We start from the raw sequence: 25,059 nt of genomic DNA, 5'->3' as shown, positions 1-25,059 counted from the left end.
CGTGAACACCCGGTAACGACACGGCATCGGGGCGAGTCGCCTTCGACACGGTCCATCCTGATCCGCACGTATTGCCCGAGCGGCTACATTGATCACCGCGGACGTGACCGGCGGTTCCTGGAGGCAGTGTGCGTGACAGGCTGAGTCGGGCCGAGTCGGCACTGCGTTCGGCGGTCGCGAGCGGCGGAGAGGCCGATCTCGGGCGCGACATCGATCCCCGCTCGGTCGGTACCCCCGACGCCTGGGACGCCGGCCGCACGGTCCGCGCGAAGGTCATCGACGAGTTGCTGCGCGACACCACGGGCGTGCCAGGCGCGGCCGTCCGGCTGACCGGCGCTCGGGTGACCGGCGGACTGCACCTGCGCTACGGCCGGTTGGAGCGGCCGCTGCGGCTGGACATGTGCTGGATCGACGACGTCGTGGTCCTGGCCGAGCTGACCGCTGCCGGGGTCGAGCTGGTTCGCTGCCGGGTACCGGACCTGCGAACCGAGTCCATCGACGTGCAGAGCGCGGTCTCGGTCCGTGAGTGCGTCGTCGACTCGGTCACCATCGTCGACACCCGGGTACACCGGTCGGCATCGTTCGAGGACACCCGCTTCATCGGCCAGTCGACGCTGTTCCACGCCCGCAACCTGCGTGTCGGCGGCGACCTCCTGCTCAACCGTGCCCGGCTGTTCGCGCGGTCCGGCACCGCGCTCGAGGCCGAGCGGCTCATGGTCGACGGCGGGCTCGGTCTGGTGGGTGCGCGGGCGCTCGGGCCGATCGTGCTGTCAGGTGCGTCGGTGGCCGGCAGGCTGGACCTCACCGACGCCGTCCTGCGCAACCGCCAGGGGGTGGCGCTGGACGCCCGGCGGATGGTGGCCGGTGGGGTCCAGGGACGGCGCCTACGGTGCAGCGGTGCTATTGACCTCGGGCACGCCGCCATCGCGGGGAGCGTCTCGTTCGGTTCCGCGGTGCTGGCCAACAAGGGCGGCGACGCGTTGCGGGCCGGTGACCTCGAGGCGGACCGGCTCGAGGCGGAGGACGGCACCCGCGTCCTCGGCCGGCTGCTCATCCCGCGCGCCTTGGTCCGCGACACGCTCGCGCTGCGCGGCGTCGAGATCAGCAACCCCGGCGGCTACGCGATGGTGGGCATCGGTACCTCGGTCGGGTCGTTGGTCGCCGACCGGTCCCGGCTGGTCGGCCGGGTGATGCTCGACGAGCTGGAGGCGACCTCGGTCCGGTTGGTCGGCGCCCGGGTGACGAACCCGGACGACTCCTGGGCGGTGAGCCTGCAGTCCGCGACGGTCCGGCGCGACCTCAACCTCGAGCGGCTCTCGGCGATGGGCGGGCTGAACATGAAGGGCGCACGGGTCGGCGCCGGGGTGTTCCTCTCCGGGGCCAGCCTCGACGGCGGGCACCGCGCGCTGGCCGCGTCCCGCGCCGTCGTCGGCGAGCGGATGGTGTTCGGGCGCCGCTTCCGCTGCCGCGGCGACATCGACCTCGCCCACGCCGACCTCGGCAAGAGCCTGGCCATGGACGGCTCGAGGGTGCAGGGCCAGCTGCGCCTGTTCCAGGCCCGCGTCCGCAGCGACGTCCTGTTGCGCGGCGCCTACATCGAGTCCTCCGGCATGGGCATCGACGCCATCGGCCTGCGGGTCGACGGCCGGTTCACCGCGCGCGGCCTGGTCTGCGACGGCGCGGTGCGGCTCACCGCGGCGGTCGCCGACAGCGTCGTGTTGACCGGAGCCCAGGTGTACAACCCCGATGGCAACGCGCTGATCGCGCCGCGCATCGAGGTGCGCGGCGACCTCATCGTCGGCAACGACCCCTACTCGTCCGACCTCGGCGGCTTCTGGTCCGACGGCGGCATCGTCATGCGTGACGGCAAGGTCGGCGGCGACCTCATCCTCGACGGTGCCTTGCTGCGCCGGCCCGAGCACCGGGTGCTCGACGGCACCGGCGTCCAGGTCGGCGGCAAGGTGTCGATCGAGAGCGCCCACATCGAGGGCACCGTCTCGTTCGACCAGGCCCATGTGCGCCGGCGGTTCGTCCTCAACAACGCCACGCTCGGTGGCCAGGGCGTCGGTTCCACCGACGGGCCCATCGTGTTCAGCGCCATCCAGACGACGTCCGACGAGTTCCTCGTCGACGGCGGCGTCTTCCGCGGCGCGTTGCGGCTCACTGGGTCCACGTTCGCGGCCGGCCTCAGCATGCGGGACGCGCGTATAGAGTCGCCCGGTCCCACCGCGGTGCTCGTCCCCGACGTCACCTGCGGGGTCATCCGCCTCACCCGCCTCGACGTCGACGGCGCCGTCGTCGTCGCCAGGTCCCGGGTGGGTGGCGACCTGCTGGTCGACGGCGGCTCGTACCGTCACCCGGGACGCATCGCCGTCGACGCCGCCCAGGTGACGGTGGGCGGATCGCTCGTCGTACGCGAGGCCACGCTGACCGGCGGGCTGTCCATCCGCCGTGCTGAGGTCGGCTTCGGCGTCGTCGTCACCTCGGTGCGTGGGAGCGTCGGGTCGCGGCCGGACGGGCGGGCGTCAATCGACCAGGTGATCGCCGCGGCCGGGCTGCGGGTCGAGGGCGACGTCGAGTGCCGCGACGTCACGCTGTCCGGCCAGTTCTCGCTGGCCGAGGCGGTGCTGGCCGGACGGCTGATCATGCGCGGCACGAACAGCCTCACCCACCCCGGCCGGACCGCGGTGTTCGCGCTCAACCTGCAGGTGGCCGGGTCCGTCGAGTTCGGCACCCCCGACGCCGACGGCGACAGTCCGCTCGACATCGTCGGCGACATCCGGCTCGACCGCGCGCACATCGGCGAGATCTGGTGGGAGAGTGTGACTCTGCGCCCCGGGGTGGCCGAGCACGACGGCGACGACCCCGCGGACGAGGTGAAGCCGCTGCTCACCTTGCACGAGGCGGTGGTGGCGCGGCGGGTGCTCATGAACGGCCTGAGCATCGTCGCGCCGGCCAACCCGGGCAGTCGCGCCGTCGTGGACCTCTCGGAGATGCAGGCCGGCACGGTGGAGCTGCCCTCCGGCGAGATCGCCGTCGACCTTCGCGACTCTGAGGTCCGCACGCTGGTCATGGACCCGACCGACACCACCATGGTCATGCTGTCGGGCCTGACCTTCGACGACCCCGGCGACGCCGATGTTGAGACCGCCCTGGCCTGGCTTCGCCGCGACCCGACGGGCTACCAGCACCAGGTGTACGAGCAGCTCGCCGCGCACTACCGGCGCTCCGGCGACGACGCCGCGGCGCGCACGGTCATGCTGGCCCGGCTGCGGCACCGTCGCGACCTGCTCGGATCGAGGTCGTTCGGGCAGATCCTCATGAAGGGCTGGGGATATCTCCAGGACATCACGGTCGGCTACGGCTATCGGCCGGGCCTGGCCGCGGTGTGGTTCGTCGGACTGCTGGTGTTCGGGACCGCCTATTTCTGGGACAAGGAGCTGGATCCGGTCGAGGTCAACGTGCACCCCACGTTCAACCCGTTCGGCTACGCGCTGGACCTGCTCATCCCGCTGCTGAGCCTCGGCCAGGACGCCGCCTGGGACCCGCGTGGGTCGGACCTCGTGGTGGCCTACGGGCTCGTCTTCACCGGCGCGGTGCTCGCCACAACCGTCGTCGCCGCCGTCACGCGGGTGCTGAACCGCCGCTGACCCGGTTCCCCGGGAGAGCGTTGTCCACAATTTTTGTACACAGGGGTGTGTGTAACGTGCGGATTCGCGCTCACCGGGTTGTGGACAGGGTTGTGGGCGACGCGAAAGCCAGATTTTCTTTGCCGAACCCTCTTGTGTGTGCCGTCCAGGAGGACTAGAAATGCTCCATCGTCCTCGACGATTCGAAGCCCGAAAGCCGGGGTGACCTGGCCAAAGGCAGCGAGAGAGTCGAGGTCGGGCCGACCGGAGAACGGCAGCTCGCCTACCGGGGAAACCTGGTGACCGCGTCCGATGCGCGGGGCGGCTGACGGACCCGGACGGCAGACCGGAAGGGCGCTGAGCACACGGGCAACCGTGAGTTCGGTCGCTTGAGCCGCAGCATCGGGAGCGGCGAGCATCAGGACCGGGCAGCCGGCCCGGATGGTTCCGGTCGTCTGAGAAGGCCCCTCGGACCCTTACTCCGAGGGGCCTTCGCCTTGCATGGAGCCGCGATCATTGTCCCACACCACTCCGCCCCGCTCGAAATGATCACGTTCAGCACGAAATCGCGTGTCGCACCAGGATTACAAGCATGGTGCGACACGCGATTTCGTGCTGAACGTGATCATTCCAAAGGCGACGACGGCGGCGGGTGTCGCGGGCGGGACAACACCCGCAAGCGGTAAACCCGTTGCCGCGGCCTCCGGTTCGCGGGTAGACAGGGCCGGGTGATCAATGCCTCCGCCCTCGTGACCACGCCGACCCTGATCGGTGAGCGCATCCGCCTCGTCCCGCTCGAGCCCCGCCATGCGCAGGCCGTCTTCGAGTCGCTGCAGGACCCGGAGGGCAACCGGCTCACCGGCACGCACCGGACTTTCACCCTCGAGCAGATCGAGCGGTTCTGCGCCACCCGGGCCGAGCAGGATGATCGGCTCGACTTCGCCATCGAGAGCCTTGACACCGGTGAGTACGCCGGCGGGCTGGCGGTCAACGGGATTGACGCGGACAACGAGTCCGGCGGCTTCCGCATCGACCTGGTGGAGAAGTACCGCGGGCAGGGCATCGGCCCGGAGGCGATCGAGCTGATGCTCCGGTACGCGTTCGAGGAGGTCGGCCTGCACCGCGTCTCCCTCGAGGTGTTCGAGTTCAACGACCGCGCGCGGCGCTCGTACGAGAAATGCGGCTTCGTGCTCGAGGGGCGGATGCGCGACGCTCTTATGTGGGACGGCAAGCGGTACGACACGCTGATCATGAGCATCCTCCGGCCCGAGTGGGGCGCTCGCACCAGCTGACGGGGGCTGTCCCCACCCCGCACTCGCCGGTCAGCGCCATGGGGCCGGTTCTCCCGGCTCCGTAGCGTCGGTTCCGAGCTCGCGCATCCGGCGTGACCGACGAGGGAGTTCCGGTGGACCAGACGTTCCTGGCGGTGGCCCGGTGATCCGGCTGGCCGTGCGCACCCTGCGGTTCCGCGCGGGTGCCTTCGTCGCGGCGTTCGTCGCGATGTTCCTCGGTGCCGCCATCGTGATGGCGTGCGGCGGGCTGATGGAGACCGGCATCCGCACCGCGGTGCCGCCGCAGGAGCTGGCCGGCTCGGACGTCGTCGTCGCCGGCGACCAGCGTTACGACATGGCTGGTTCCGACGACGGCGCGGTGCTGGCCGAGCGGGTCCGGATGGATGCGGGGCTGGTGGACACCGTCGCCGCCGTCGACGGCGCGGCCACCGCGGAGGGCCACGTCCTGGACGAGTCGGCCCCGGCCGGCACGGTCGACGCGATCGCCGTCACCGCCGAGCCCGGCACCACGACCAGCACCTTGCGCGAGCGCATCGACGCGGCCCTCGCCGACACCGCGACAACCACACTCACCGGCGACGACCGAGGCCTCGCGGAGGTTCCGGAGGCCGTGGCCAGCAGCGAGGACCTGATCTCGCTGGCCGGCGTCTTCGGCGGCTGGGCGATCATGGTCTCGATGTTCGGCGTCGCCTCGATGCTCGCGCTCTCGATCCAGCAGCGCGGTCGCGAGCTGGCGCTGCTGCGCGCGGTCGGCTCGACGCCGGGGCAGCTGCGCCGGATGATACTCGGCGAGACGCTCGTGCTGTCGGCGGTCGCGACGGCGCTTGCTGCGTTCCCCGGCCGTTGGCTCGGCGAGTTCCTGTTCGAGCGGATGGTCGACGCCGGTGTCGTGCCCGCCGGGGTGGAGTTCCGGCAGAGCTGGATCCCGGTGGTGACGGCGATCGGCGCGGCGACGCTCGCGGCGATCGGCGGCGCCCTGGTCGCGGGCCGGCGCGCTGCCGCCGTCCGTCCAACCCAGGCGCTGGCGGAGGCCAGCCTCGACCGGTCCGGCACGAGCCGCTGGCGGGTATTCTTCGCGCTGCTGACCCTCAGCGGCGGCGTCGCGCTGGGCGTCGTCACCATCACGGTCATGAGCGGGCCGCTGACCTCCAGCACCGCCGGTCCGGCGGTGATCCTCTGGGCCATCGGGCTGGCACTGCTCAGCCCCATGCTGACTCGGGCGGCGACCGTGGTGCTGCAGTGGCCGCTGCGTGCGGTCTCCGGCACCGCCGGACACCTGGCCGTGCTCAACGCCCGGGCCCGCACGGCCCGCACGGCCTCCGTCGTCACCCCGATCATCCTGCTGACCGGCATCGCCACCGGCACGCTGTACCTGCAGTCGACCGAGGACGCCGCCAACCGCGAGGCGTTCACCGAGGGGCTGATCGCCGACGCCGTCGTGACGGCGGCCGGACCGGTCGACCCGGGCCTGGTGGAGCGGATCGCCGAGCTGCCGGGGGTCGCCGGCGCGTCGGAGCACGTGCACAGCACCGGGTTCGTCGAGAGCCCGCGGGACGGCTCCCAGAGCGAGGACGGCTGGACGCTGCGCGGCGTGACGGCCGACGGCGCCGCCGCGACCACGCCGGTCACGACCGTCGACGGCGCACTCACAGACCTGCGCGGCGACACCGTTGCACTGGCCGCGGATCACGCGGAGGAGCTCGGTGTGGGCCTCCGCGACACCCTGACGCTGCGGCTGGGGGACCGCGCGGCGCTCGACGTCGCCGTTGTCGCGACCTTCGACGCCGCCGCCGACTACGACTCGCTGCTGTTGCCGGCCGACGTGCTGGCGCCGCACACGACCGCGGGCACGGTGCGGGAGATCCTGGTGACCGCGGACCGTGACCCCGACGCCGTCGTCGGCGAGCTGTCGCGGCTGGCCGCGGCCGGGCAGGGCCTCACGGTCGCCGATCGGGACGCGCTGTTCGAGGCACACGGCGAGCAGCAGCAAACTCTGGCGTTCGCCAACTACACGATCGTGATCATGATCGTCGCGTACGCGGCCATCTCGGTGATCAACGTGCTGTCGTCGAGCACCGGAGCCCGGCGACGCGAGTTCGGCCTGCAGCGGCTCACCGGTGCCACCCGCGCCCAGGTGCTGCGGATGGTCGGGCTGGAAGGTCTGCTGGTGGCGGCCATCGGCATCGTGCTCGGCACGCTGGCGTCGGTCGCGACACTGGTGCCGTTCAGCCTGGCCCGGATCGACTCGCTGACGCCGTCCGGCTCACCGCTGATCTACCTGGGCGTCGTGGCAGCCGCGCTCGTGCTGACGCTCGGCGCGACCCTGCTGCCCGGCTGGCGGGCGCTGCGGGGACGGGCCGCGGCTGCCGTCGTCGTCGACTGAGCATCGGCGCCGACCCGTGGCGGCGGGGTCAGCCGGGGGAGGCGACGCAGAACTCGTTGCCCTCCGGGTCGAGCATGACGGTCCACCGCTCCAGCCGGCGGTGGACCGCCGCGCCGAGCGCCTCCAGTCGGCGGACCTCCGCGTCGCGGTCGGTCGCCTCGACGTCGAGGTGGATTCGGTTCTTGACGGTCTTCGGCTCCGACACCTGCTGGAAGAAGAGCGTGGGGCCGGAACCCTCGACGGCGACGGTCGGGTCGGTCTCCGGGGTGTAGCCGAGCGCGGCCAGCCGAGCGATCTCGGCGCCGTCGTACGGCAGGACGTCGTAGTCGTCGAGCACTTCGGCCCAGAACCGGGCCAGGCTGGGCGCGTGCCGGCAGTCGATCACGATCTCGCTCAGGGCCGCCATGGAACCCGGAGGCTACGCCGGCGTGACGGGGCCGGGCAACGCATTTCCGCCGGGTGGTGACTCGACCGCCCGGCGGAGGTGCGAAGTCGGGTCAGTCGGTCTGGTCGTCCAGGGCGGCCTCGGCCGCGTTCTTCCGGATGGACTCGATGCCGTTCAGCGCACCGCTCTTGGAGCTGTACGCCTCGCCGACGGCGATGACCTCGCCGTTGCCGGCCTTGAGACGGAACCGGAACTGGTCGGACTTGTCCTTGTACAGCTCGAACTTGCCTGCCATGGCGGGGACCTCCGTGTGGGACGGCGACGTGGCAGCAGCAGCGTAGAGCACCCACAGGGGTCGCCACGGGAAGAACTGCAGAACAGGCGGTGTGGGTCAGGGGCAGCGCGGCACCGGCGTGCTCCACGTCGACGCCGACCGGTTGGCCACGTAGTAGTCGGTGACCCAGCGCCCGTCGTGCAGGCGGTTCCACACCCGGCTGGTGCCCACCAGCGTCCCCGTCTTCTGGCACATCACCCACGCCAGCGCACCCGGTGGCAGTGCGGCGCCGGTGGCCGGGAACGAGGTGCCGGGCCCGGTGCGCGCGGTCAGCGCCGTCGAGCTCGTCACCTGCCCGGGATACGTGCAGCGCGGCAGCCCGCCGGAGAACGTCGTGTTCGACGGCGTGGAGACGTAGTAGTCGGTGACCCAGGAGCCGTCGGAGAGCCGGTCCCACACCGACGTCGTGCCGACGTGCTGTCCCAGACCCTGGCAGACGACCGCCAGCGTGCTGCCCGGGTCACGCCGGCCCACCTGCGGGTAGGCCGCCGAGGGTCCGCTGCGGGTAGCCAGGCCCGTCGTGCTGGTCGCGCGGAAACCGCGGACGACGGTGCCGACCGGCGCGTCGAGGCTGTCGCCGTCGATGTTGATGGTGACGCCGCCCCAGGTCTCGTTGTGGTCGCCCTGGTACTGCTTGGCCCGCTGGTGTCCGGCCCATGCGCTGTTGGGCGCCGTCGGCCACCCGGTCAGCGCCGGGTTGCCGTCCCAGCGGGCCATCCAGACCGCGTCCGGGCGGGCGTAGCTGGACGAGCCGTAGGTGGCCGTGAGGTCGACCAGGCCGGAGTCCTGGTGGACGTACACGCCGGACAGATAGCCGGCGGCATGCAGGGCCACCGTCCATGCCGAGACGTAGCGGCGCACGGCCAGCACACACGAGGTGTTGGTGCGGTCGTAGTGCTCGACATCGGCGTATAGAGCGCTGCCCGGCAGCAGCCCGAGCGCGCGGGCGCGGGCGACCGCGTCCTGCCCCTCCGACGTGCCGACCGAGACGGCGTCGGTCGCCGTGTACCGGTGCGGCTTGGTGCCGAACATGCAGAACGGCTGCCGGCCGAAGTAGGTGGGCAGCAGCCGCCAGCCCATCGCGCTGGTGTCACGCACCCAGGCGGCGGTCAGGTTCGGCTGGGCGCAACCCCGGTTCACGCCGCCGAAGTAGATGTTGGCGGTGCGGTACGGCGAGGCCAGCCAGGCCCGCATGGCCGCGAGCGACGGCGCCGTGCAGGTGTCGAAGCCGCGCCCGGTGGCCATGGTGGCCGACGACCCTGGCGGGTAGATGCCGGGGGAGTCCGGGTAGGCGCCGGCCGGTGCGGTGAGGGCCGCGACCACGAGGGCCGCGGACCCGACGGCGGTCGCGACCGCCCTGCTGAGGGTGCGCGCGAGATCACGCGCGCGGCTGCGCGCCCTGCGGCTCATGGCGGACCCCCGTCCTCACACCCCTGAGTGTGCTCCTGGAACGAGGGTTCGACGTGCGGATTCGCAGACGTTACCGACCTGCAACGGTGGCGATCGGCGCGTCCAGGGAATCGCTGTCGATGTTGATGGTGACGCCGCCCCACGTCTCGTTGTGGTCGCCCTCGTACTGCTTGGCGCGCTGGTGGTTCGACCACTGGCTGTCCGGTGCGGTCGGCCAGCCGGTGAGCGCCGGGTTGCCGTCCCAGCGGGCCATCCAGACGGCGTCCGGGCGGGCGTGGTCGGGGGAGTCGTAGACGGCGGACAGGTCGATCAGCCCGGAGTTCTGGTGCACGTAGACGCCGGCGCGGTAGTCGGCCGCGTGCAGGGTGCGCACCCAGGCCGAGACGTAGTTGCGCACCACGTTGACGCAGGAGGCGTCGGACCGGTCGTAGTGCTCGACGTCGGCGTACAGCGCGCTGCCCGGCAGCAGCCCGAGCGCCTGCGCCTGCGTGATGGCGTCCTGCGCGTCGGAGGTGCCGATGGAGCTGGCGTTGGCCTCGGTGTAGCGGTGCGGCTTGGTGCCGAGCATGCAGCTGGGCTGGTAGCCCATGTAGGTGGGCAGCAGGCCCCAGCCGATGCCGGTGACGGTCTGCACCCACGACGGCGTCAGGTTCGGCTGCTGGCAGCCACGGTTGAGCCCGCCGAAGTAGATGTTCACCGTCTCGTACGGCGACGTGCCCCACCAGGCCTGCAGCGCCGCGACCGACGGTGCGGTGCACGTGTCGAACCCGAGGCCCTGCGCGATGGTGGGCTCTGGCATGGCGGCCGGTTCGGTGTCCGCGGACGGCGCGCTGGCTGCGGCCTGTCCGCCGGCCAGAGTGGCGGCGGCGGTCAGCACCAGGGCCATGACGGAGCCTCGTCGCAGAGTCATGGCAACAGTCATATCATCTTGGATCGGTCACGATAAGGGGTCCCGCGTACACCACCAGGCGTTCTCGCGCATCACCAGGCTCGTAAGCATGGTGCGACACGAGATCTCGTGCTGAACGTGATCATTTCGCTACTGGCAGTGGGAGTGACGGGCGCAGGATCGTCACGCCGGTCGGCGACCCGTGCGACATGGCGAGCAGCGCGTCGACGCCGTCCTCCAGACCGAGCGTCCGGCCGATCAGCAGGTCCGGCCTGAGCGTGCCCGCCGCGATCTGCTCGAGCATCGGCGGGTAGTCGTGTGCCGCCATGCCATGGCTGCCGAGGATCTCCAGCTCGTTCGCGACCACCGGGCCCATCGCAACGGCCTGGGTCGCGTGGTCGGCGAGCAGCAACCCGGCCTGGACGTGCCGGCCGCGTTTGCGCAACCCCCGCAGCGAGCCCTGGAACGTCGCGGTGCTGCCCAGGGCGTCGACGGAGATGTGCGCGCCGCCACCGGTGGCCTCCCGGACCGCGACCGCGACGTCCGGCACCGCCGATCCGTCGACGACGACCGCGGCGCCCAGCCGGCCGGCCAGCTCCAGCGCCGCGGCGGACACGTCGACGGCCACGACCCGCGCACCGTGTGCGGCCGCGATCATCACCGCAGACAGCCCGAGCCCGCCGCACCCGTGCACCGCGACCCAGTCGCCGTCGCGCACCCGGCCCTGCGCCACTACTGCCCGGTACGCGGTGGCGAACCGGCAGCCCAGGCCCGCGGCGGTGGCGAAGTCGATCTCGCCGGGCACCCGGACGAGGTTCACGTCGGCGTGCTCGACCGCGACCAGCTCGGCGAAGGAGCCCCAGTGGGTGAAGCCCGGCTGCGTCTGCCGGTCGCACACCTGGTGGTCGCCGGCCAGGCACCGTGGGCAGGTGCCGCAGGCGCAGACGAACGGCGTGGTCACCCGGTCGCCGGACCGCCAGCCGGTGACCTCCTGCCCGACCTCGGCGACGGTGCCGGCCAGCTCGTGTCCGGGCACGTGCGGAACCGTGATGTCGTCGTCGTGCCCCATCCAGCCGTGCCAGTCGCTCCGGCACAGCCCCGTGGCCTCGACCCGGATGATCGCGCCGCCGGCGGGGCAGTCGGGCTCTGGCACGTCGCGGACGGCGGGCCGCTCCCGGAACCTTTCGTAGACCATCGCGCGCACGCCGCCGACCCTAGACGGCGAGGCGAAAACCCCGGTGCGCGCCCCGCGGCCGGCGGTACGATCCTCACCTCGACCACCTGTGCGGACGGACCCTCGGCGGTGGCGATTCGTTCCGGGCCGGAAGGGCGATGCGGTGGCCGTCAACGAGCTTTTCGACGCTGCTATGACGCTCCCGGTGCTCCCGTTCACCTTCCTGGCGTTGGCGGTCGTCGTCTACTGGCTGTTGGTCATGGTGGCGGGGACGGTGCTCGAACGGCCTGCCGTCGACGTCGCCGGCCTGCGCTCCGCGGTGGGCCTGGGTGGGCTGCCGGCGAGCCTGGTGGCGACGCTGCTGATCGGGCTGGCGTGGGTCGCCAGCCTTCTCGCGACGGCGGCACTCGTGGACGGCCCGGCCGACGATCCGCCCGGGCGGGCCGCGTCGGTCGGCATCGTGCTGGGTGCCCTGGCGCTCGCCTGGGCCGGCAGCGCCATGCTGGCGGTGCCGATCAGGCGGGCGCTGCGCCCTGGACCCCGGCGCGACCCCGCGGCGCTGGTCGGCCGGGTCTGTGTGGTCCGGTCCGCGCAGGTGGGACCGGACCACGGCGAGGCCGAGGTCACGGGTGCCGACGGCAGCCCCGTCGTCATCGAGGTCCGCCAGGCCGGCTCCGACGAGCTCCGACCCGGCAGCACCGCGCTGATCCATGACTACGACGCCGACCACCGGGTGTTCTGGGTGACCGCGTTCGAGCCCCAGTTGGGCACCAACCTCTGACGCGGCCGAGGCGGATCAGCCGCCGGCTCAGCGGCCGTAGCCGGCCCGGCGGAACGCGTCGGCGATGGCGCCGCTCGCCGCCGGCTTGCCGCCCCGGTCGTCGCGAGGCGCGCGGCCGCCCCGTCGGTCGCCGCCACGGCTGCCGCCCGGTTTGCCGGCACCGTCGCGTTCGCCGCGCCGGCCGCCGTCGTCGGCCCTCCGCCCGCCGGGGTTGACCTCGTCGTCGAGGCGCAGGGTCAGGGAGATGCGCTTGCGGTCGACGTCGACGTCGAGGACCTTGACCCGTACGACGTCGCCGGGCTTGACCACCTCGCGCGGATCGGACACGAACCGCCGCGACATGGCCGAGACGTGCACCAGGCCGTCCTGGTGCACGCCGACGTCGACGAACGCACCGAACCCGGCGACGTTGGTGACCACGCCCTCAAGCACCATGCCGGGCGCGAGGTCGGTGATCTTCTCGACGCCGTCGCTGAACGTGGCGGTCTTGAACGACGGGCGCGGGTCGCGGCCGGGCTTCTCCAGCTCGCGCAGGACGTCGGTGACGGTCGGCAGGCCGAAGGTGTCGTCGGTGAAGTCGCCGGGCCGGAACTTCCGCAGCACCCGGGTGTCGCCGAGCAGCGACGTGAGGTCGCGTCCGGACCGTTCGACCATGCGACGCACCAGGGGGTACGCCTCTGGGTGGACGCTGGAGGAGTCGAGCGGGTCGTCGCCGCCGCGGATGCGCAGGAAGCCGGCGCACTGCTCGAACGCCTTGGGTCCCAGCCGCGACACGTCCTTGAGCGCGGTCCGGGACCGGAACGGGCCGTTGGCCTCCCGGTGGGCGACGATGTTGTCCGCGAGCCCGGGGGTGATGCCGGAGACCCTGGTCAGCAGCGGGGTCGACGCGGTGTTGAGGTCGACGCCGACGGCGTTCACGCAGTCCTCGACCACGGCGTCCAGCGACCGGGAAAGCGCGAGGTCGGGCAGGTCGTGCTGGTACTGGCCGACGCCGATGGACTTCGGGTCGATCTTCACCAGCTCGGCCAGCGGGTCCTGCAGCCGGCGAGCGATCGAGACGGCGCCGCGCAGCGACACGTCGAGGCCGGGCAGCTCCTGCGAGGCGAACGCCGACGCGGAGTACACCGATGCGCCGGCCTCGGAGACCATCACCTTGGTGACCCCGGTGCGGTTGCGGACCAGCTCGGCGGCGAGCTTGTCCGTCTCGCGCGAGGCGGTGCCGTTGCCGATGGCGACCAGCTCGACGCCGTGCCGGGTGACCAGCCGGTCCAGTGTGGCCAGCGACTCTGCCCACCGGTCGTGCGGCTGGTGTGGGTAGACGGTGTCGGTGGCGACGACCTTCCCGGTGGCGTCGACGACGGCGACCTTGACGCCGGTGCGGTACCCCGGGTCCAGGCCCAGCGTGGCGCGGGTACCGGCGGGTGCGGCCAGCAGCAGGTCGCGCAGGTTCGTGGCGAAGACCCGGATGGCCTCTTCCTCGGCGGCCTCGCGCAGCCGCATCCGCAGGTCGAGGTCGAGCCGGAGCATGATGCGGGTGCGCCAGGCCCAGCGGACGGTCTCGGCCAGCCAGGCGTCGGCCGGCCGGCCCTGGTTCACGATGCCGAACCGCCCGGCGATCTCCGTTTCGTACGGGGTGGGGCCGGGCGCGGCCGCGTCGTCGTCGGAGGCGGTCGGCTCGACGGTGAGGTCGAGGATCTCCTCCTTCTCGCCGCGGAACATCGCCAGCACGCGGTGCGACGGGACCGCCGTCAGCCCTTCGGCGACGTCGAAGTAGTCGGCGAACTTCGCGCCGGCCTGCTCCTTGCCGTCGCGGACCTTCGCGACCAGCCGGCCGGTGGTCCACACCTTCTCGCGCAGCGAGCCGATGAGATCGGCGTCCTCGGTGAACCGCTCGACCAGGATGGCGCGGGCGCCGGCCAGCGCGGCCGCTGCGTCCTCGACCCCGGCCTCGGGATTCAGGTAGGCGGCGGCCGTCTCCCGCGGGTCCAGGATGGGGTCGGTGAGCAGCCCGTCGGCCAGCGGCTCCAGCCCGGCCTCCCGTGCGATCTGCGCCTTGGTGCGCCGCTTGGGCTTGAACGGCAGGTAGATGTCCTCGAGCCGGGCCTTGGAGTCCGCGGCCATGATCTGGGCTTCGAGCGAATCGTTCAGCTTGCCCTGCTCGCGGATCGACTCCAGGACGGCGGCTCGCCGCTCCTCCAGCTCACGCAGGTAGCGCAGCCGTTCCTCCAGCGTGCGCAGCTGGGCGTCGTCGAGCGCCCCGGTCTTCTCCTTGCGGTACCGGGCGATGAACGGGACCGTGGCGCCCTCGTCCAGCAGCGCCACCGTGGCCCGGACCTGGGCGTCCCGGACGCCGAGCTCCTCGGCGATCCGCTGCTCGACCGACCGTTGGACCGTGTTCGTCACTGGTGTTCCACTCTCTCGTGCGGGCGTCTGAGGCATTCTGCCGGGTCGCTCCCGGCGACGGCGAACCCGCCCGGCGTGAGCTGGCGAACCCCATCCCCGGCGTGGCGCGGTGAACCCCGGAGTTGGCTGTTCGGGCCGCAAAAGTCAGTGTGCGGGCGCCGTTGTCCGACGGCGGGGAGTGCCGCTACGTCAGTCTCGACTACGCCACCAGCGCACCGGCGCTGCAGTGAGGCGCTGCCGGACGGCTGCGTCGAGCCGCACGAGTCGGCGCTGCGGCAGCGCCGACCCCATGATCATCAACGGTTGGCGACGCCATGAGGTCGCCAACCGTTGATGATCATGGGGAGGGTGCGGAGAATGGAGCGTGGCCAGGTACTCCTTCCGGTGGCCCGTGGTGGCCGCCGCACTCGCGCTGACGGTGTCCGCGTGCAGCTCGTCGGCGGGCGAGTCCGGCGCGCAGACCTCGGCCCCGGCGAGCACGGCACCGGCCTCGGCCCCGTCGCCGACCGAGACACCGACGCGCACGCCGACCCCGACGCCCACTCCGACGCCCACTCCGACCCCGACACCCACCCCGACGCCGGCGGTGTTCGACCCGGCGGCCGCGTTCGCCGTCGTCGAGCACCTGGCCGACGGGATCGGTCCGCGTGAGGGGACGTCGCCGGGATTCCAGCAGGCCGCCCGGTTCGTCGTCGACCGGTTGACGGCACTGGGCTACCAGGTGAGCACCGACCCGTTCGAGGTGCCGGCCGGCAACTCCTGGGGCGTCGACGTCGAGGCCGGCACCTCTACCAACGTCATCGCCGACCCGCCCGGGTTCGACCCCACCCGGCCGCACGTGGTCGTCGGCGCGCACCTCGACACCGTCCCGCAGGCGCCGGGGGCCGAGGACAACGCCTCCGGCGTCGGCGTCATGCTCGAGCTGGCCCGGATGGCCAGCGCGGAGCCGCCCGGCCTGCCGGTCCGGTTCATCGCGTTCGGAGCCGAGGAGCCTCGCGGCGAGGGCGACGCGCTCCACCATTTCGGCTCGCAGCACTACGTGCGTGAGCTGCCGGCGGCGCAGCGGTCGGCCGTGGCCGGGATGGTGTCGCTCGACCGCGTCGGAGTCGTCGCCGACCACGTCCCGGTGTGTACCGGCGGCCGCGGCACGACGGCACTGCGCGACGCGCTGGTCGCCGCGGCCGGCACCGCCCAGGTGCCGGTTCAGACCTGTGAGAACCGCTCCAGCGACCACTGGTCGTTCGAGAAGGCCGAGCTGCCCGCGGCCCGGCTCGGCAGCATCCCGTACGACGGCTACCACTCACCCGGCGACGTGCCCGCGATCGTCGATCCCGCTCAGCTGGACCGGGTCGGGCGCATCGTGTGGGCCTGGCTCGGCACGCTCTGACCGCGCGTCGTTCCCGTCGGGAACCGGAGGTTTCGACCGGACATACCGGGGCAAGATGCCCTCCGGTGCCGCGCGGGAGGAGGGTGCATGCGGGTGAGGTCGGCTGTCGTCGTGGTGGCTGCCGCCTTTTTGGCGCTCACCGGGTGCGCCGACGACACCGAGCCGCGCGCCGTACCGGAGTCGTCCACCAGCCAGCCGTGGCCGTGGGAGAAGTACCCGCCCACGGTGCGGCCGACGCCGTCACCGACTCCGTCGACCGATCCGGTGGAGCCCGCGGAGCCGACCGCACCGCCCGAACCCACCGCGGCCGAGACCACCGAGCCGCCGGCGACTCCGGAGCCGACCGAGCCCGCGGAATCGCCCGAGCCCACCGCCGAGCCGTCGGAACCGGATCACCCGCCGGCCACGTCGTCGCCGACGCCCACCGACTCGTCGCCGACTCTCGCCGACGAGGTCGTCGAGCTTACGAACGAGGTGCGCGACGACCACGGCTGCCCGGTGCTGCGCGCCGACGACCGGCTGGCCGAGGCCGCCCGGCTGCACAGCGAGGACATGGTCGAGCGCGACTACTTCGACCACACCAGCCCCGACGGCGACGGGCCGGGCGAGCGCGCGGCACGGGCCGGGTACGACCACTGGTCCGGTGAGAACATCGCGATGGGGTACGCGACGGCCGCCGACGTCGTCGAGGGCTGGATGGACAGTGAGGGTCACCGCGCGAACATCCTGAACTGCGACTCCCAGGCGATCGGTGTCGGCGTGGCCGAGAGTGACCGCGGTCTCTACTGGACGCAGATGTTCGGCGCGGAATGACTTGACTTCGAGTGCACTCCAAGTCCTACCGTCGATGGTGTGACGACGCTCGACCTGCGTGAGTCCCTCCGCGAAACCACGATCACCGTTCCGACCGAGACCATCTCCGAGGTGGCCGCCCGGATCGGGGTCACCGTGCACACGTTGCGCTACTACGAGCGCATCGGCCTGCTGGACGTGCCGCGCGACTCCGCTGGGCGCCGTCACTACACCCCCGACGACGTCGACCGGGTCGTCTTCATCACCCGGCTGCGGCAGACCGACATGCCCATCCGCGACATCCAGCGCTACTTCGAGCTGGCCGACGCGGGTCCATCGACGGAGCCGGACCGGCTGGAGCTGCTGGAGAAGCACCGCGAGGCCGTCCGGGTGCGTATGGAGGCACTGCGCATCGCCCTGGACGTCGTCGACTTCAAGATCGCCAAGTACGGCGGCACGGCACGGCCGTGATGCCCCGCCGCCCGTCACCTGCGGGACGGCGTGCGCTGCACCCGGCGCCACGCAAGCAGACCGCACAGGGCGAAACCGATCGCGTTGGCCACGCCGTGGGTGGCCGCCATCCAGCTGAGCGACAGGTGCGGCACGGCGTCCCCGACCTGGCCGGCGGCCCAGCTCAGCGCCAGCGCCATGGTCAGCACCAGCACCACGGCGCTGACCCGGAACAGCGCGCGTGCCGTCCGATCGCCCGCCGCGGACGCCACGTCCCGCCACGTCGTCCAGGCCACCAGCCACATCCCGGCCGTCAGGACGACCGCGCCCGCCAGCTCGACGCCGTCGCCGGTGAAGTGGCCGGCGAACACCAGCGCGATGCCGGTCGGCACCGTGAGGGCGGCGACGTCGGCGGCCGGGCGCGGCGTCGTCGCCGCCACCAGCGCGGCCACCAGGGCCGCGGCGAAACCTGCGTAGTGGAAGTGTGCGGCGGTCAGCGCCTGCGTGGTCATGCCGAAGCCGAGCAACTCCCAGCCGCCGCGCTCGGCGACCAGGCTGCTCGCCGCCACGGCCGGTGACACCATCGCGGTGAGGGCGGCGACCTCGACCGGCGGCAGCGGGTTCTGGCGGGTCACCACTTCGCCCCGGCCGGCCCGCACCACGCGCACCAGCCGGGCCAGCGCGAGGACCGCGAGCCACCCCGCAACCGCCGCGTAGCAGCCGGCCAGCGCGACGGCGAACCACGCGCCGCGGTCCAGCAGCAGCGAGAGTGTGCCCAGTGCGCCGGCTAAGGGCCACACCTGGCCGACCGGACCGAGCCGCCGCTCGTCATCGTCGAGCAGCCGCAGTCCCAGCGGGACTATCACCACCATGCCCAGGGCCACGATCGCGCCGACGAGTACCGTCACGGCAGGAACTCTAGAGCGCCGTCGCACACGGGAAGGAGATCGATGCTGGCGGAGGCGGACATCCGGGCCAATCTCGCCGCGGTGCGTGCGCGGGTCGACGACGCCTGCCGGGCGGCTGGGCGCCGGCCGGACGAGGTGGAGGTGCTCCTGGCGACGAAGACCCAGCCGGCGGCGCGGGTCGCGGTCGCCGTCGCCGCCGGCGCCCGCCTGATCGGGGAGAACCGCGTGCAGGAGCTGGCGGAGAAGGACGCATGGCTGGCGTCGCTGCCCTGTGAGCGGCACTTCATCGGACACCTGCAGACCAACAAGGTCAACCAGGTGCTGCGCTACGTCAGCTGCGTGCAGTCCGTCGACCGGCCCGACGTGGCCGACCGGCTGCAGCGGCGGCTGGCGGTGCTGGACCAGGTGCTCGATGTCCTGGTCCAGGTCAACACCTCCGGCGAGGACAGCAAGTTCGGCGTCGCGCCGGCCGACGCGGTCCAGCTGATCGGCGAGGTCGCGAAGCATGACCGGCTGCGGGTCCGCGGCTTGATGACGGTGGGGCTGCAGTCGCCGGACGCCGCCGCCGTCCGCGCCTCCTACCGTGCGTTGCGGGAGATCCGCGACCGGGCCCGCGACGCCGTCGGGCTGGAGCTCCCGACGCTCTCCATGGGCATGAGCGGCGACCTGGAGTCGGCCGTGGCCGAGGGCGCGACCATGGTCCGGGTGGGCTCGGCGGTCTTCGGCCCGCGGCCGCGCCCGGCCGGCAGGTAGAGCGGAGCGGCCAGGGCCAGCACGACGGCCCCGGCCAGCATCGCGGTGCTCACCGAGGTCGCTCCGGCCAGTGCCATCAGCACGATCCCGCCGAGGGCGCCGGCGGGCTGCGACACCATCGAGTTCAGCGACGCCACCGTGGTCCGGTGTGCGCTGGAGACCTGCTCGTGCAGCAGTGTCATGTGCATCGGGTTCGAAGCGCCGTGGACGGCGTAGGTGGCGAAGTAGGCGGCGATCAGCCCGACCGGCCCGGCGAACAGGGCCATGCCCACCACGGTGACGCCCTGCAGAACCCGCAGCAGGGCGGCGGTCAGCGGCACACCGAGCCGCCGGGACAACAGCGCCACCGTGGCGGAACCGAGCGCGGAGAACCCCCAGGCCGCCGACGCCACCGGGCCCATGATCGCCGCGGCCTGGTCGGAGCTGCCGACCACCTCGGTGAGCCGCACCGGCATCATCGACTCGAACGTCACCATGCCGAAGCCCCAGAACAGCTCCACGCAGATGAGCGCCTGCAGCGCCCGCGAGCCGCGCAGCACGCCGACGCTCTGACCGACGACTCGGGGCACCCGACGCACCGAGGCCGCCACCGGCCGCCAGCCGCGCGTCGTCCGCGTCTCCACCATCAGCACCGCCGTGGCGACCACCGCGACCACCTGGACAACGAGTGCGGCCAGCACGGGTACCGCCAGCGGCTCGACGTCCGGTAGCGATTCCACCCGCGCCAGCGGGTCCAGCGCGACCAGCCCGCCGGCCGCGAGCGCCCCCGTGGCCACGGCCGCCCCGAGCACCGCACCGCCGCGGGCCAGGCCCTGGGAAATGTCGGCCGCAGGGTCGTGTGCGAGCGCGGCGTCGACGTACCAGGCCTCCAGCGGCCCGCTGTCCAGCGCGCGGTACACGCCCTGCAACGCGTAGGCGACGGCGAACGCGGCGAAGCCCTCGGCGAGGAACAGCAGCGTGAGCACGCCCACGTTGACCACGCCGGAGGCGACCAGCACCGGGCGCCGGCCCAGGGAGTCCGACAGCCCGCCGGTCGGCAACTCCAGCGCCAGCACCATGAATCCCTGCGCCGCGATGACGAAGCCGAGCTGGGCGAGCGTCACGCCGCGCTCCAGCGGCAGAAGTGCGATGACCGGAATGATCAGCCCGGTGGGCAGCCAACGCAGCGCCAGCAGGATCAGGAAGCGGCGGCGGGCCGCATCGGCGCCGAGTGTCGTCACGACGCGTCCCGGGCCGGGATGGTCAGCAGGTGCAGCGAGACCTGGGCGGCGTCGGGGTCGTCGGCCAGGCGCGGGTTCTCGACGTACCGCGTGATGACGGCCTCCAGCTCCTCGGTGAGCGCGCGAAGGTCCTCGGGCCGGGCGAACAGCATCATGTCCGAGTGGCCGGCGGCGTCGAGCCACTCGCGGCCCCACTCGTGCCGCTCGGCCCGCCACCGCTCCAGCCGGTCGAGCATGATGCCCAGCTGCGCGCGGCCGACGACGGCCTCGGCGGCCCGGCCGGCCTCGCTGTCGGCGAAATCGCCCGCGTGCCAGCTGGTGACGTCGTGGGCGGCTCGCCAGCGGCGCTCGCGCCGGGAGAGCTGCTCGTCGTCCTCGACCACGAAGCCGAACCGCTCGAGCTGGCGCAGGTGGTAGGACGTCGAGCCGCTGGACTCGCCGAAGTGTCGGCCCAGCTCGGAAGCCGTTGCCGAGCCTGCGGTGCGCAGCCGGCCGAGCAGCTTCATGCGCAGCGGATGGGCGAACGCGCGCAGGGTCTCGACGTCGTCGATCCGCTTGCTGGAGAGTCCCATGAAGTCCACCGTACGACCGCAAAGAAATTTTTGCAAATATTTCTTTGCGGTTATCTGCTTCGCGTCTCGGGAACAACGTCGGATACCGTGCGTTGTCGCAGGGAGAAACGTTCATGAGCCGACGGGGTCGGTTCAGTGCGCCCAAGGAGTTAAGGAGCATCCATGGCCCGATCCACGAACGGGGCGGCGGCGCGGCGCCGCCTGGTGGTCGTGGAGTCCCCGGCGAAAGCCAAGACCATCGCCGGCTACCTTGGCGACGGCTACATGGTGGAGTCGTCCTTCGGTCACATCCGGGACCTCCCGTCCAAGAAGACGGAGGTGCCCGCCGCCGAGCGCGAGCGCTACGGCAACCCGGTCGGAGTCGACGTCGACGGCGGGTTCGAGCCGCTGTACATCGTGCCGGCCGGCCGCGCCAAGGACCAGGTCAAGAAGCTCAGGTCGATGCTCAGGGAGGCCGACGAGCTCCTGCTCGCCACCGATGAGGACCGCGAGGGCGAGGCGATCGCCTGGCACCTGCGCGAGGAGCTCAAGCCCAAGGTGCCGGTGCGGCGCATGGTCTTCCACGAGATCACCCGCGATGCCATCAGGGCCGCCGTCGAGAACCCCCGCGAGATCGACGAGGACCTCGTCGACGCGCAGGAAACCCGCCGCATCGTCGACCGGCTCTACGGCTACCAGGTCTCGCCGGTCCTGTGGCGCAAGGTCATGCAGGGCCTGTCCGCCGGCCGCGTGCAGAGCGTCGCCACCCGCCTGGTCGTCGACCGCGAGCGTGAGCGCATGGCGTTCCGCTCCGCGTCGTACTGGGACCTGACCGCGACACTGGAGACGGGAACCTCCGGCTCCGCCGCCGAGCCGAGCGCATTCGAGGCCAAGCTCGCCTCCGTCGACGGCGCCAGGGTGGCCAGCGGCCGCGACTTCGACGCCCGCGGCGAGGTCAAGAGCCGCGACGTCGTCGTGCTCGACGAGGAGCGCGCCCGCGCCCTGGCCGCCGCCCTCGGTGAGGTCGACTACACCGTCCGCTCCGTCGAGGCCAAGCCGTACACCCGCAAGCCATACGCCCCGTTTCGCACCACCACACTGCAGCAGGAGGCCTCGCGCAAGCTCGGCTACGGCGCCGCCCGCACTATGCAGGTGGCACAGCGGCTGTACGAGAACGGCTACATCACCTATATGCGTACCGACTCCATCACTCTGTCGGAGTCGGCACTGTCCGCGGCCCGGGCGCAGGTGGCGCAGCTGTACGGGCAGCAGTACCTGCCCGACGCGCCGCGCCGGTACACCAGCAAGGTGAAGAACGCCCAGGAGGCGCACGAGGCCATCCGCCCGGCCGGCGACAGCTTCCGCACCCCGGCCGAGACCGGCCTGAACGGCGACGAGTACCGGCTCTATGAGCTGATCTGGATGCGCACGGTCGCCTCCCAGATGCGTGACGCCAAGGGCGAGACGGTGACCGTCCGGATCGGCGCCACCGCCACGACCGGCGAGGCCGCGGAGTTCACGTCGTCCGGGCGCACCATCACCTTCCACGGTTTCCTCAAGGCCTACGTCGAGGGCGCAGACGACCCCGAGGCCGAGCTCGACGACCGCGAGCGCCGGCTGCCGCACCTGAGCGAGGGTCAGGGCCTGACCGCGGTCGCGGTCGAACCCGATGGCCACACCACCAAGCCGCCGGCCCGCTACACCGAGGCCACGCTGGTCAAGGAGCTGGAAGACCGCGAGATCGGCCGCCCGTCCACCTACGCGTCGATCATCCGCACCATCCTGGACCGCGGCTACGTGTTCAAGCGCGGTAGCGCGCTGGTTCCGGCCTGGCTGGCCTTCGCGGTCGTCCGGCTGCTCGAGGAGCATTTCACCCGGCTGGTCGACTACGAGTTCACGGCCCGCATGGAGGACGTGCTCGACGACATCGCCGCTGGCCGCGCCGACCGGGCAGCCGAGCTGGCGCAGTTCTGGCACGGCGACGACACCATCGAGGGACTGAAGAAGCTCGCCGACAACCTCGGCGAGATCGACGCCCGCGAGATCTCGTCGTTCCCGATCGGCGACGGCTACACCGTGCGCGTCGGCCGCTACGGCCCCTACATCGAGGACGCCGACGGCAACCGCGGGAGTGTCCCCGACGACCTGCCGCCAGACGAGCTCGACACCGAGAAGGCGCACGAGCTGGTCAGCCGCGGCAACGGCGACCGTGAGCTGGGCGTCAACCCGACCACCGGCCGCATGGTCGTGGCGAAGTCCGGCCGCTACGGGCCCTACGTCACCGAGATCCTGCCCGAGGACGCCCCGAAGAACACCCGGCCGCCGACGGCGTCGCTGTTCAGCACCATGTCGGTCGACACCGTGACGCTGGAGGACGCGCTGCGCCTGCTGACGCTGCCACGCGTGGTCGGCACCGACGGCGAGGGCAACGAGATCGTCGCCACGAACGGTCGCTACGGGCCGTACGTCAAGAAGGGCTCGGACTCCCGCTCGCTACCGGACGAGGAGTCGTTGTTCACCGTCACGGTCGAGGAGGCCGAGAAGCTGTTCGCGCAGCCCAAGGGGCGCCGCGGTGCCCGGGCGGCCACGCCGCCGCTGCGCGAGCTCGGTACCGACCCCGCTTCCGGCAACCCGCTGGTGGTCAAGGACGGCCGCTTCGGCCCGTACGTCACCGACGGCGAGACCAACGTGACCGTGCCGCGCGGCACCGATGTGGAGCAGCTCACCCACGAACGGGCCGTCGAGCTGATCGCGGAGAAGCGGGCCAAGGGCCCCGCGCCGCGCAAGCGAGCCGTCCGGGCACGCTCCCGCTCCTGACGCGCCCCGTTCGTGGTCGCGTCCTGGCGTGCCCGCCCCCCGAGCTCCAGGCGTTGGTCGAGACCGAGGATCTGGGGTCTGCGTGACTCCGAGCGGCCGGGTTCTGTCGTGCTCGGATGTCAGCTCCGGGAAGTCTGCTCGTCACTGTTGACGCGGCGTCGGCACGGCCGTCGAAGAGGTGCGCCGGTCCTGGTCGACCTGGTGACCCGGGTGCCGGACGAGTCGGACCGAAGCTGGCGGCCGCGGACGGCGGTGGCCGCGTAGGGTCGGGACATGAGCCTGTACGCGTCCGAGATCAACCAGCTCACCGCCGCGTGGCTGCGCCGCACCCGGGGCTCCGGCGTGTTGTCCGGTGCCGGACTGTGGCCCCTGCTCGCCATCCTTGCCGCGTCCGCCGACGAACCCGGCCGCGGCGAGCTGGCCGATGCCGTCGGGCTGCCCGCCGACGAGACCGTGGACGCCGCCCGCGACGTCCTCAAGGCCCTGGCCGACCTCGACGGTGTCGACGCCGCCCTGGGCCTGTGGGCGCAGGCGGCCGCGCGGGTGCGACCGGAGTGGCGCGACACCCTGCCGGCCGGCACCTTCGGCGAGCTGACCGGCGACTCCGCCGTCGACCAGCCGATGCTCGACGCGTGGGCCAACGAACGCACGGGCGGGCTGATCGAGCGGTTTCCCGTGCGCACCGGCCCGGAGCTCATGCTGACCCTGGCCACCGCGATCGCGTTGCGCACCACCTGGGAGCGCAGGTTCAGCGACGAGCCGCTGGTCCCCGGGTCGGGTCCGTGGTCGGGCCGGCAGCTGGCCGGCATCCGCCGCACCAGCCCGGAGCTCGACGACCTCCGGGTCGCCATCACGACGGCCGGCCCGGTCAGCCTCACCCGGGTGGCCGGCGACAACGGCCTCGACGTCCACCTGGTGCTCGGCGAGGACGGCCGGCCCGGCGGTGAGGTCGTGGCCGCGGCGGTGTTGCTCGTGAGCGGCGACGGCGGCCGCGCCGAGGCTCGCACCGGCAGCGAGGTGCTGTCCGACGGCTCCGGGTCCTGGCCCGGTGTCGCGTTCGTGTCGGCGCAGCGGCCGAGCCTGGCGCTCACGTCGGTGCGCTACACCGTCCGCTCCGACCACGACCTCATGGAGAACGCCGACATCTTCGGCCTGCGCACCGTCAGCGGTACCGACCGCGGCCACTTCTCCGCCATCGGCCCGGTGCCTCTGCGGGTCGACCAGGCCCGGCAGGCCGCCATCGCGCTCTTCAGCTCCACTGGCTTCGAGGCCGCCGCGGTCACCGCGATCGGGCTCCGTACGGTGTCGATGCCGGTCTACAACGCGCGCGGCCTCGCGGTCACCTACGACCGGCCCTTCGGCTTCCTCACCGTGCACCGCGACAGCGGACTGGTGCTGTTCGCCGGCTGGGTCGAGGAGCCCGACGCGTGGTCGCCGCCCGAAAGCCGCCGCCCGGCCGCACGCCCCACACCTGTCTCTTATACCCATCTGACGCTGCCGT

General features: G+C 72.3%; 18 protein-coding genes and 1 pseudogene. 10 read left to right on the top strand and 9 right to left on the bottom strand.

Features of this window, described 5'->3' with window-relative positions:
* The first annotated feature begins 128 nt into the window (after positions 1–128).
* From E1269_RS22840 to E1269_RS22830, 3 genes are all read left to right on the top strand, one after another.
* Positions 129–3,650 carry a translocation/assembly module TamB domain-containing protein gene (locus E1269_RS22840; RefSeq protein ID WP_131898874.1) on the top strand — a complete coding sequence of 1,174 codons (3,522 nt, stop codon included), beginning with the start codon at positions 129–131 and terminating at the stop codon, positions 3,648–3,650.
* Between the two features lie 707 nt (positions 3,651–4,357).
* Positions 4,358–4,921, top strand: a complete 564-nt coding sequence (locus E1269_RS22835) for a GNAT family N-acetyltransferase (protein ID WP_131898872.1) — start codon at positions 4,358–4,360, stop codon at positions 4,919–4,921.
* 142 nt (positions 4,922–5,063) lie between these two features.
* Positions 5,064–7,304 (top strand): FtsX-like permease family protein, encoded by a 2,241-nt coding sequence (locus E1269_RS22830; protein WP_131898870.1) that lies wholly within the window; start codon positions 5,064–5,066, stop codon positions 7,302–7,304.
* Between the two features lie 28 nt (positions 7,305–7,332).
* Here the strand turns inward: E1269_RS22830 and E1269_RS22825 are convergent, their stop codons facing one another.
* The 5 genes from E1269_RS22825 to E1269_RS22805 form a co-directional block, all read right to left on the bottom strand.
* Positions 7,333–7,710, bottom strand: coding sequence for a VOC family protein (locus tag E1269_RS22825; protein ID WP_131898868.1), 378 nt, complete (start codon positions 7,708–7,710; stop codon positions 7,333–7,335).
* Positions 7,711–7,801: 91 nt separating this feature from the next.
* Positions 7,802–7,984 carry a YegP family protein gene (locus E1269_RS22820; RefSeq protein WP_131898866.1) on the bottom strand — a complete coding sequence of 61 codons (183 nt, stop codon included), beginning with the start codon at positions 7,982–7,984 and terminating at the stop codon, positions 7,802–7,804.
* A 96-nt stretch (positions 7,985–8,080) separates the two neighbouring features.
* Positions 8,081–9,433 carry a glycoside hydrolase domain-containing protein gene (locus tag E1269_RS22815; protein ID WP_131898864.1) on the bottom strand — a complete coding sequence of 451 codons (1,353 nt, stop codon included), beginning with the start codon at positions 9,431–9,433 and terminating at the stop codon, positions 8,081–8,083.
* A gap of 70 nt (positions 9,434–9,503) precedes the next feature.
* Entirely contained in the window at positions 9,504–10,343 is an 840-nt protein-coding gene (locus E1269_RS22810; RefSeq protein WP_203433992.1) for a DUF1906 domain-containing protein, read from the bottom strand.
* A gap of 121 nt (positions 10,344–10,464) precedes the next feature.
* Positions 10,465–11,526 (bottom strand): zinc-dependent alcohol dehydrogenase family protein, encoded by a 1,062-nt coding sequence (locus tag E1269_RS22805; protein ID WP_131898860.1) that lies wholly within the window; start codon positions 11,524–11,526, stop codon positions 10,465–10,467.
* 175 nt (positions 11,527–11,701) lie between these two features.
* Between E1269_RS22805 and E1269_RS22800 the strand changes: the two genes are divergently transcribed.
* Positions 11,702–12,277 (top strand): hypothetical protein, encoded by a 576-nt coding sequence (locus E1269_RS22800; protein WP_162606582.1) that lies wholly within the window; start codon positions 11,702–11,704, stop codon positions 12,275–12,277.
* A gap of 27 nt (positions 12,278–12,304) precedes the next feature.
* Here E1269_RS22800 and E1269_RS22795 read toward each other — a convergent pair whose 3' ends face one another.
* The gene (locus tag E1269_RS22795; RefSeq protein ID WP_131898855.1) at positions 12,305–14,716 is read right to left on the bottom strand and encodes a Tex family protein; all 2,412 of its coding nucleotides are present in this window, start codon (positions 14,714–14,716) and stop codon (positions 12,305–12,307) included.
* 328 nt (positions 14,717–15,044) lie between these two features.
* On the opposite strand from E1269_RS22795, the gene E1269_RS22790 reads away from it, so the two are divergent.
* The 3 genes from E1269_RS22790 (at position 15,045) to E1269_RS22780 (ending at position 17,330) form a co-directional block, all read left to right on the top strand.
* Positions 15,045–16,067 carry a M28 family metallopeptidase gene (locus tag E1269_RS22790; RefSeq protein WP_203433991.1) on the top strand — a complete coding sequence of 341 codons (1,023 nt, stop codon included), beginning with the start codon at positions 15,045–15,047 and terminating at the stop codon, positions 16,065–16,067.
* Positions 16,068–16,154: 87 nt separating this feature from the next.
* Positions 16,155–16,880 (top strand): CAP domain-containing protein, encoded by a 726-nt coding sequence (locus E1269_RS22785; RefSeq protein ID WP_131898853.1) that lies wholly within the window; start codon positions 16,155–16,157, stop codon positions 16,878–16,880.
* A gap of 39 nt (positions 16,881–16,919) precedes the next feature.
* The gene (locus tag E1269_RS22780; RefSeq protein ID WP_131898851.1) at positions 16,920–17,330 is read left to right on the top strand and encodes a MerR family transcriptional regulator; all 411 of its coding nucleotides are present in this window, start codon (positions 16,920–16,922) and stop codon (positions 17,328–17,330) included.
* A 14-nt stretch (positions 17,331–17,344) separates the two neighbouring features.
* On the opposite strand, the gene E1269_RS22775 is transcribed toward E1269_RS22780, so the two are convergent.
* A complete protein-coding gene (locus tag E1269_RS22775) occupies positions 17,345–18,217 on the bottom strand; it encodes a YndJ family protein (protein ID WP_131898849.1) in 873 nt (290 codons plus the stop codon).
* A gap of 42 nt (positions 18,218–18,259) precedes the next feature.
* Between E1269_RS22775 and E1269_RS33545 the strand changes: the two are divergent.
* Positions 18,260–18,892 (top strand): annotated as a pseudogene (locus tag E1269_RS33545) (YggS family pyridoxal phosphate-dependent enzyme); the annotation flags it as partial.
* Here E1269_RS33545 and E1269_RS22765 read toward each other — a convergent pair.
* On the bottom strand, positions 18,796–20,190 hold the full coding sequence (locus E1269_RS22765; protein ID WP_162606581.1) for an MFS transporter: 1,395 nt from the start codon (positions 20,188–20,190) through the stop codon (positions 18,796–18,798). The pseudogene E1269_RS33545 and the gene E1269_RS22765 overlap by 97 nt on opposite strands.
* A complete protein-coding gene (locus E1269_RS22760) occupies positions 20,187–20,762 on the bottom strand; it encodes a helix-turn-helix domain-containing protein (protein ID WP_131898845.1) in 576 nt (191 codons plus the stop codon). The genes E1269_RS22765 and E1269_RS22760 overlap by 4 nt, the downstream gene beginning before the upstream one ends.
* 162 nt (positions 20,763–20,924) lie before the next feature.
* Here E1269_RS22760 and topA point away from each other — a divergent pair, with 162 nt between their 5' ends.
* Together topA and E1269_RS22750 are read left to right on the top strand one after the other, a co-directional pair.
* Complete coding sequence (gene topA / locus E1269_RS22755; RefSeq protein WP_131898843.1) at positions 20,925–23,558, top strand: type I DNA topoisomerase; 2,634 nt, start codon at positions 20,925–20,927, stop codon at positions 23,556–23,558.
* 273 nt (positions 23,559–23,831) lie between these two features.
* Positions 23,832–25,059 (top strand): serpin family protein (locus E1269_RS22750; protein ID WP_131898841.1); only part of this gene is annotated, 1,228 nt, incomplete at its 3' end.

Origin of the sequence: Jiangella asiatica, from assembly GCF_004349065.1 — a bacterium.
Classification (GTDB): Bacteria; Actinomycetota; Actinomycetes; order Jiangellales; family Jiangellaceae; genus Jiangella; species Jiangella asiatica.
Note: the sequence above shows the minus strand (reverse complement) of the source record. Positions and strands in the feature narration are given on the sequence as shown.

Excerpts from the sequence above, each read along its gene's own strand:
- E1269_RS22825 (WP_131898868.1), bottom strand. The coding sequence starts at position 7,710 with ATGGCGGCCCTGAGCGAGATCGTGATCGACTGCCGGCACGCGCCCAGC.
- E1269_RS22820 (WP_131898866.1), bottom strand. The coding sequence starts at position 7,984 with ATGGCAGGCAAGTTCGAGCTGTACAAGGACAAGTCCGACCAGTTCCGG.
- E1269_RS22815 (WP_131898864.1), bottom strand. The coding sequence starts at position 9,433 with ATGAGCCGCAGGGCGCGCAGCCGCGCGCGTGATCTCGCGCGCACCCTC.
- E1269_RS22810 (WP_203433992.1), bottom strand. The coding sequence starts at position 10,343 with ATGACTCTGCGACGAGGCTCCGTCATGGCCCTGGTGCTGACCGCCGCC.
- E1269_RS22795 (WP_131898855.1), bottom strand. The coding sequence starts at position 14,716 with ATGCCTCAGACGCCCGCACGAGAGAGTGGAACACCAGTGACGAACACG.
- E1269_RS22785 (WP_131898853.1), top strand. The coding sequence starts at position 16,155 with ATGCGGGTGAGGTCGGCTGTCGTCGTGGTGGCTGCCGCCTTTTTGGCG.
- E1269_RS22760 (WP_131898845.1), bottom strand. The coding sequence starts at position 20,762 with ATGGGACTCTCCAGCAAGCGGATCGACGACGTCGAGACCCTGCGCGCG.
- topA (WP_131898843.1), top strand. The coding sequence starts at position 20,925 with ATGGCCCGATCCACGAACGGGGCGGCGGCGCGGCGCCGCCTGGTGGTC.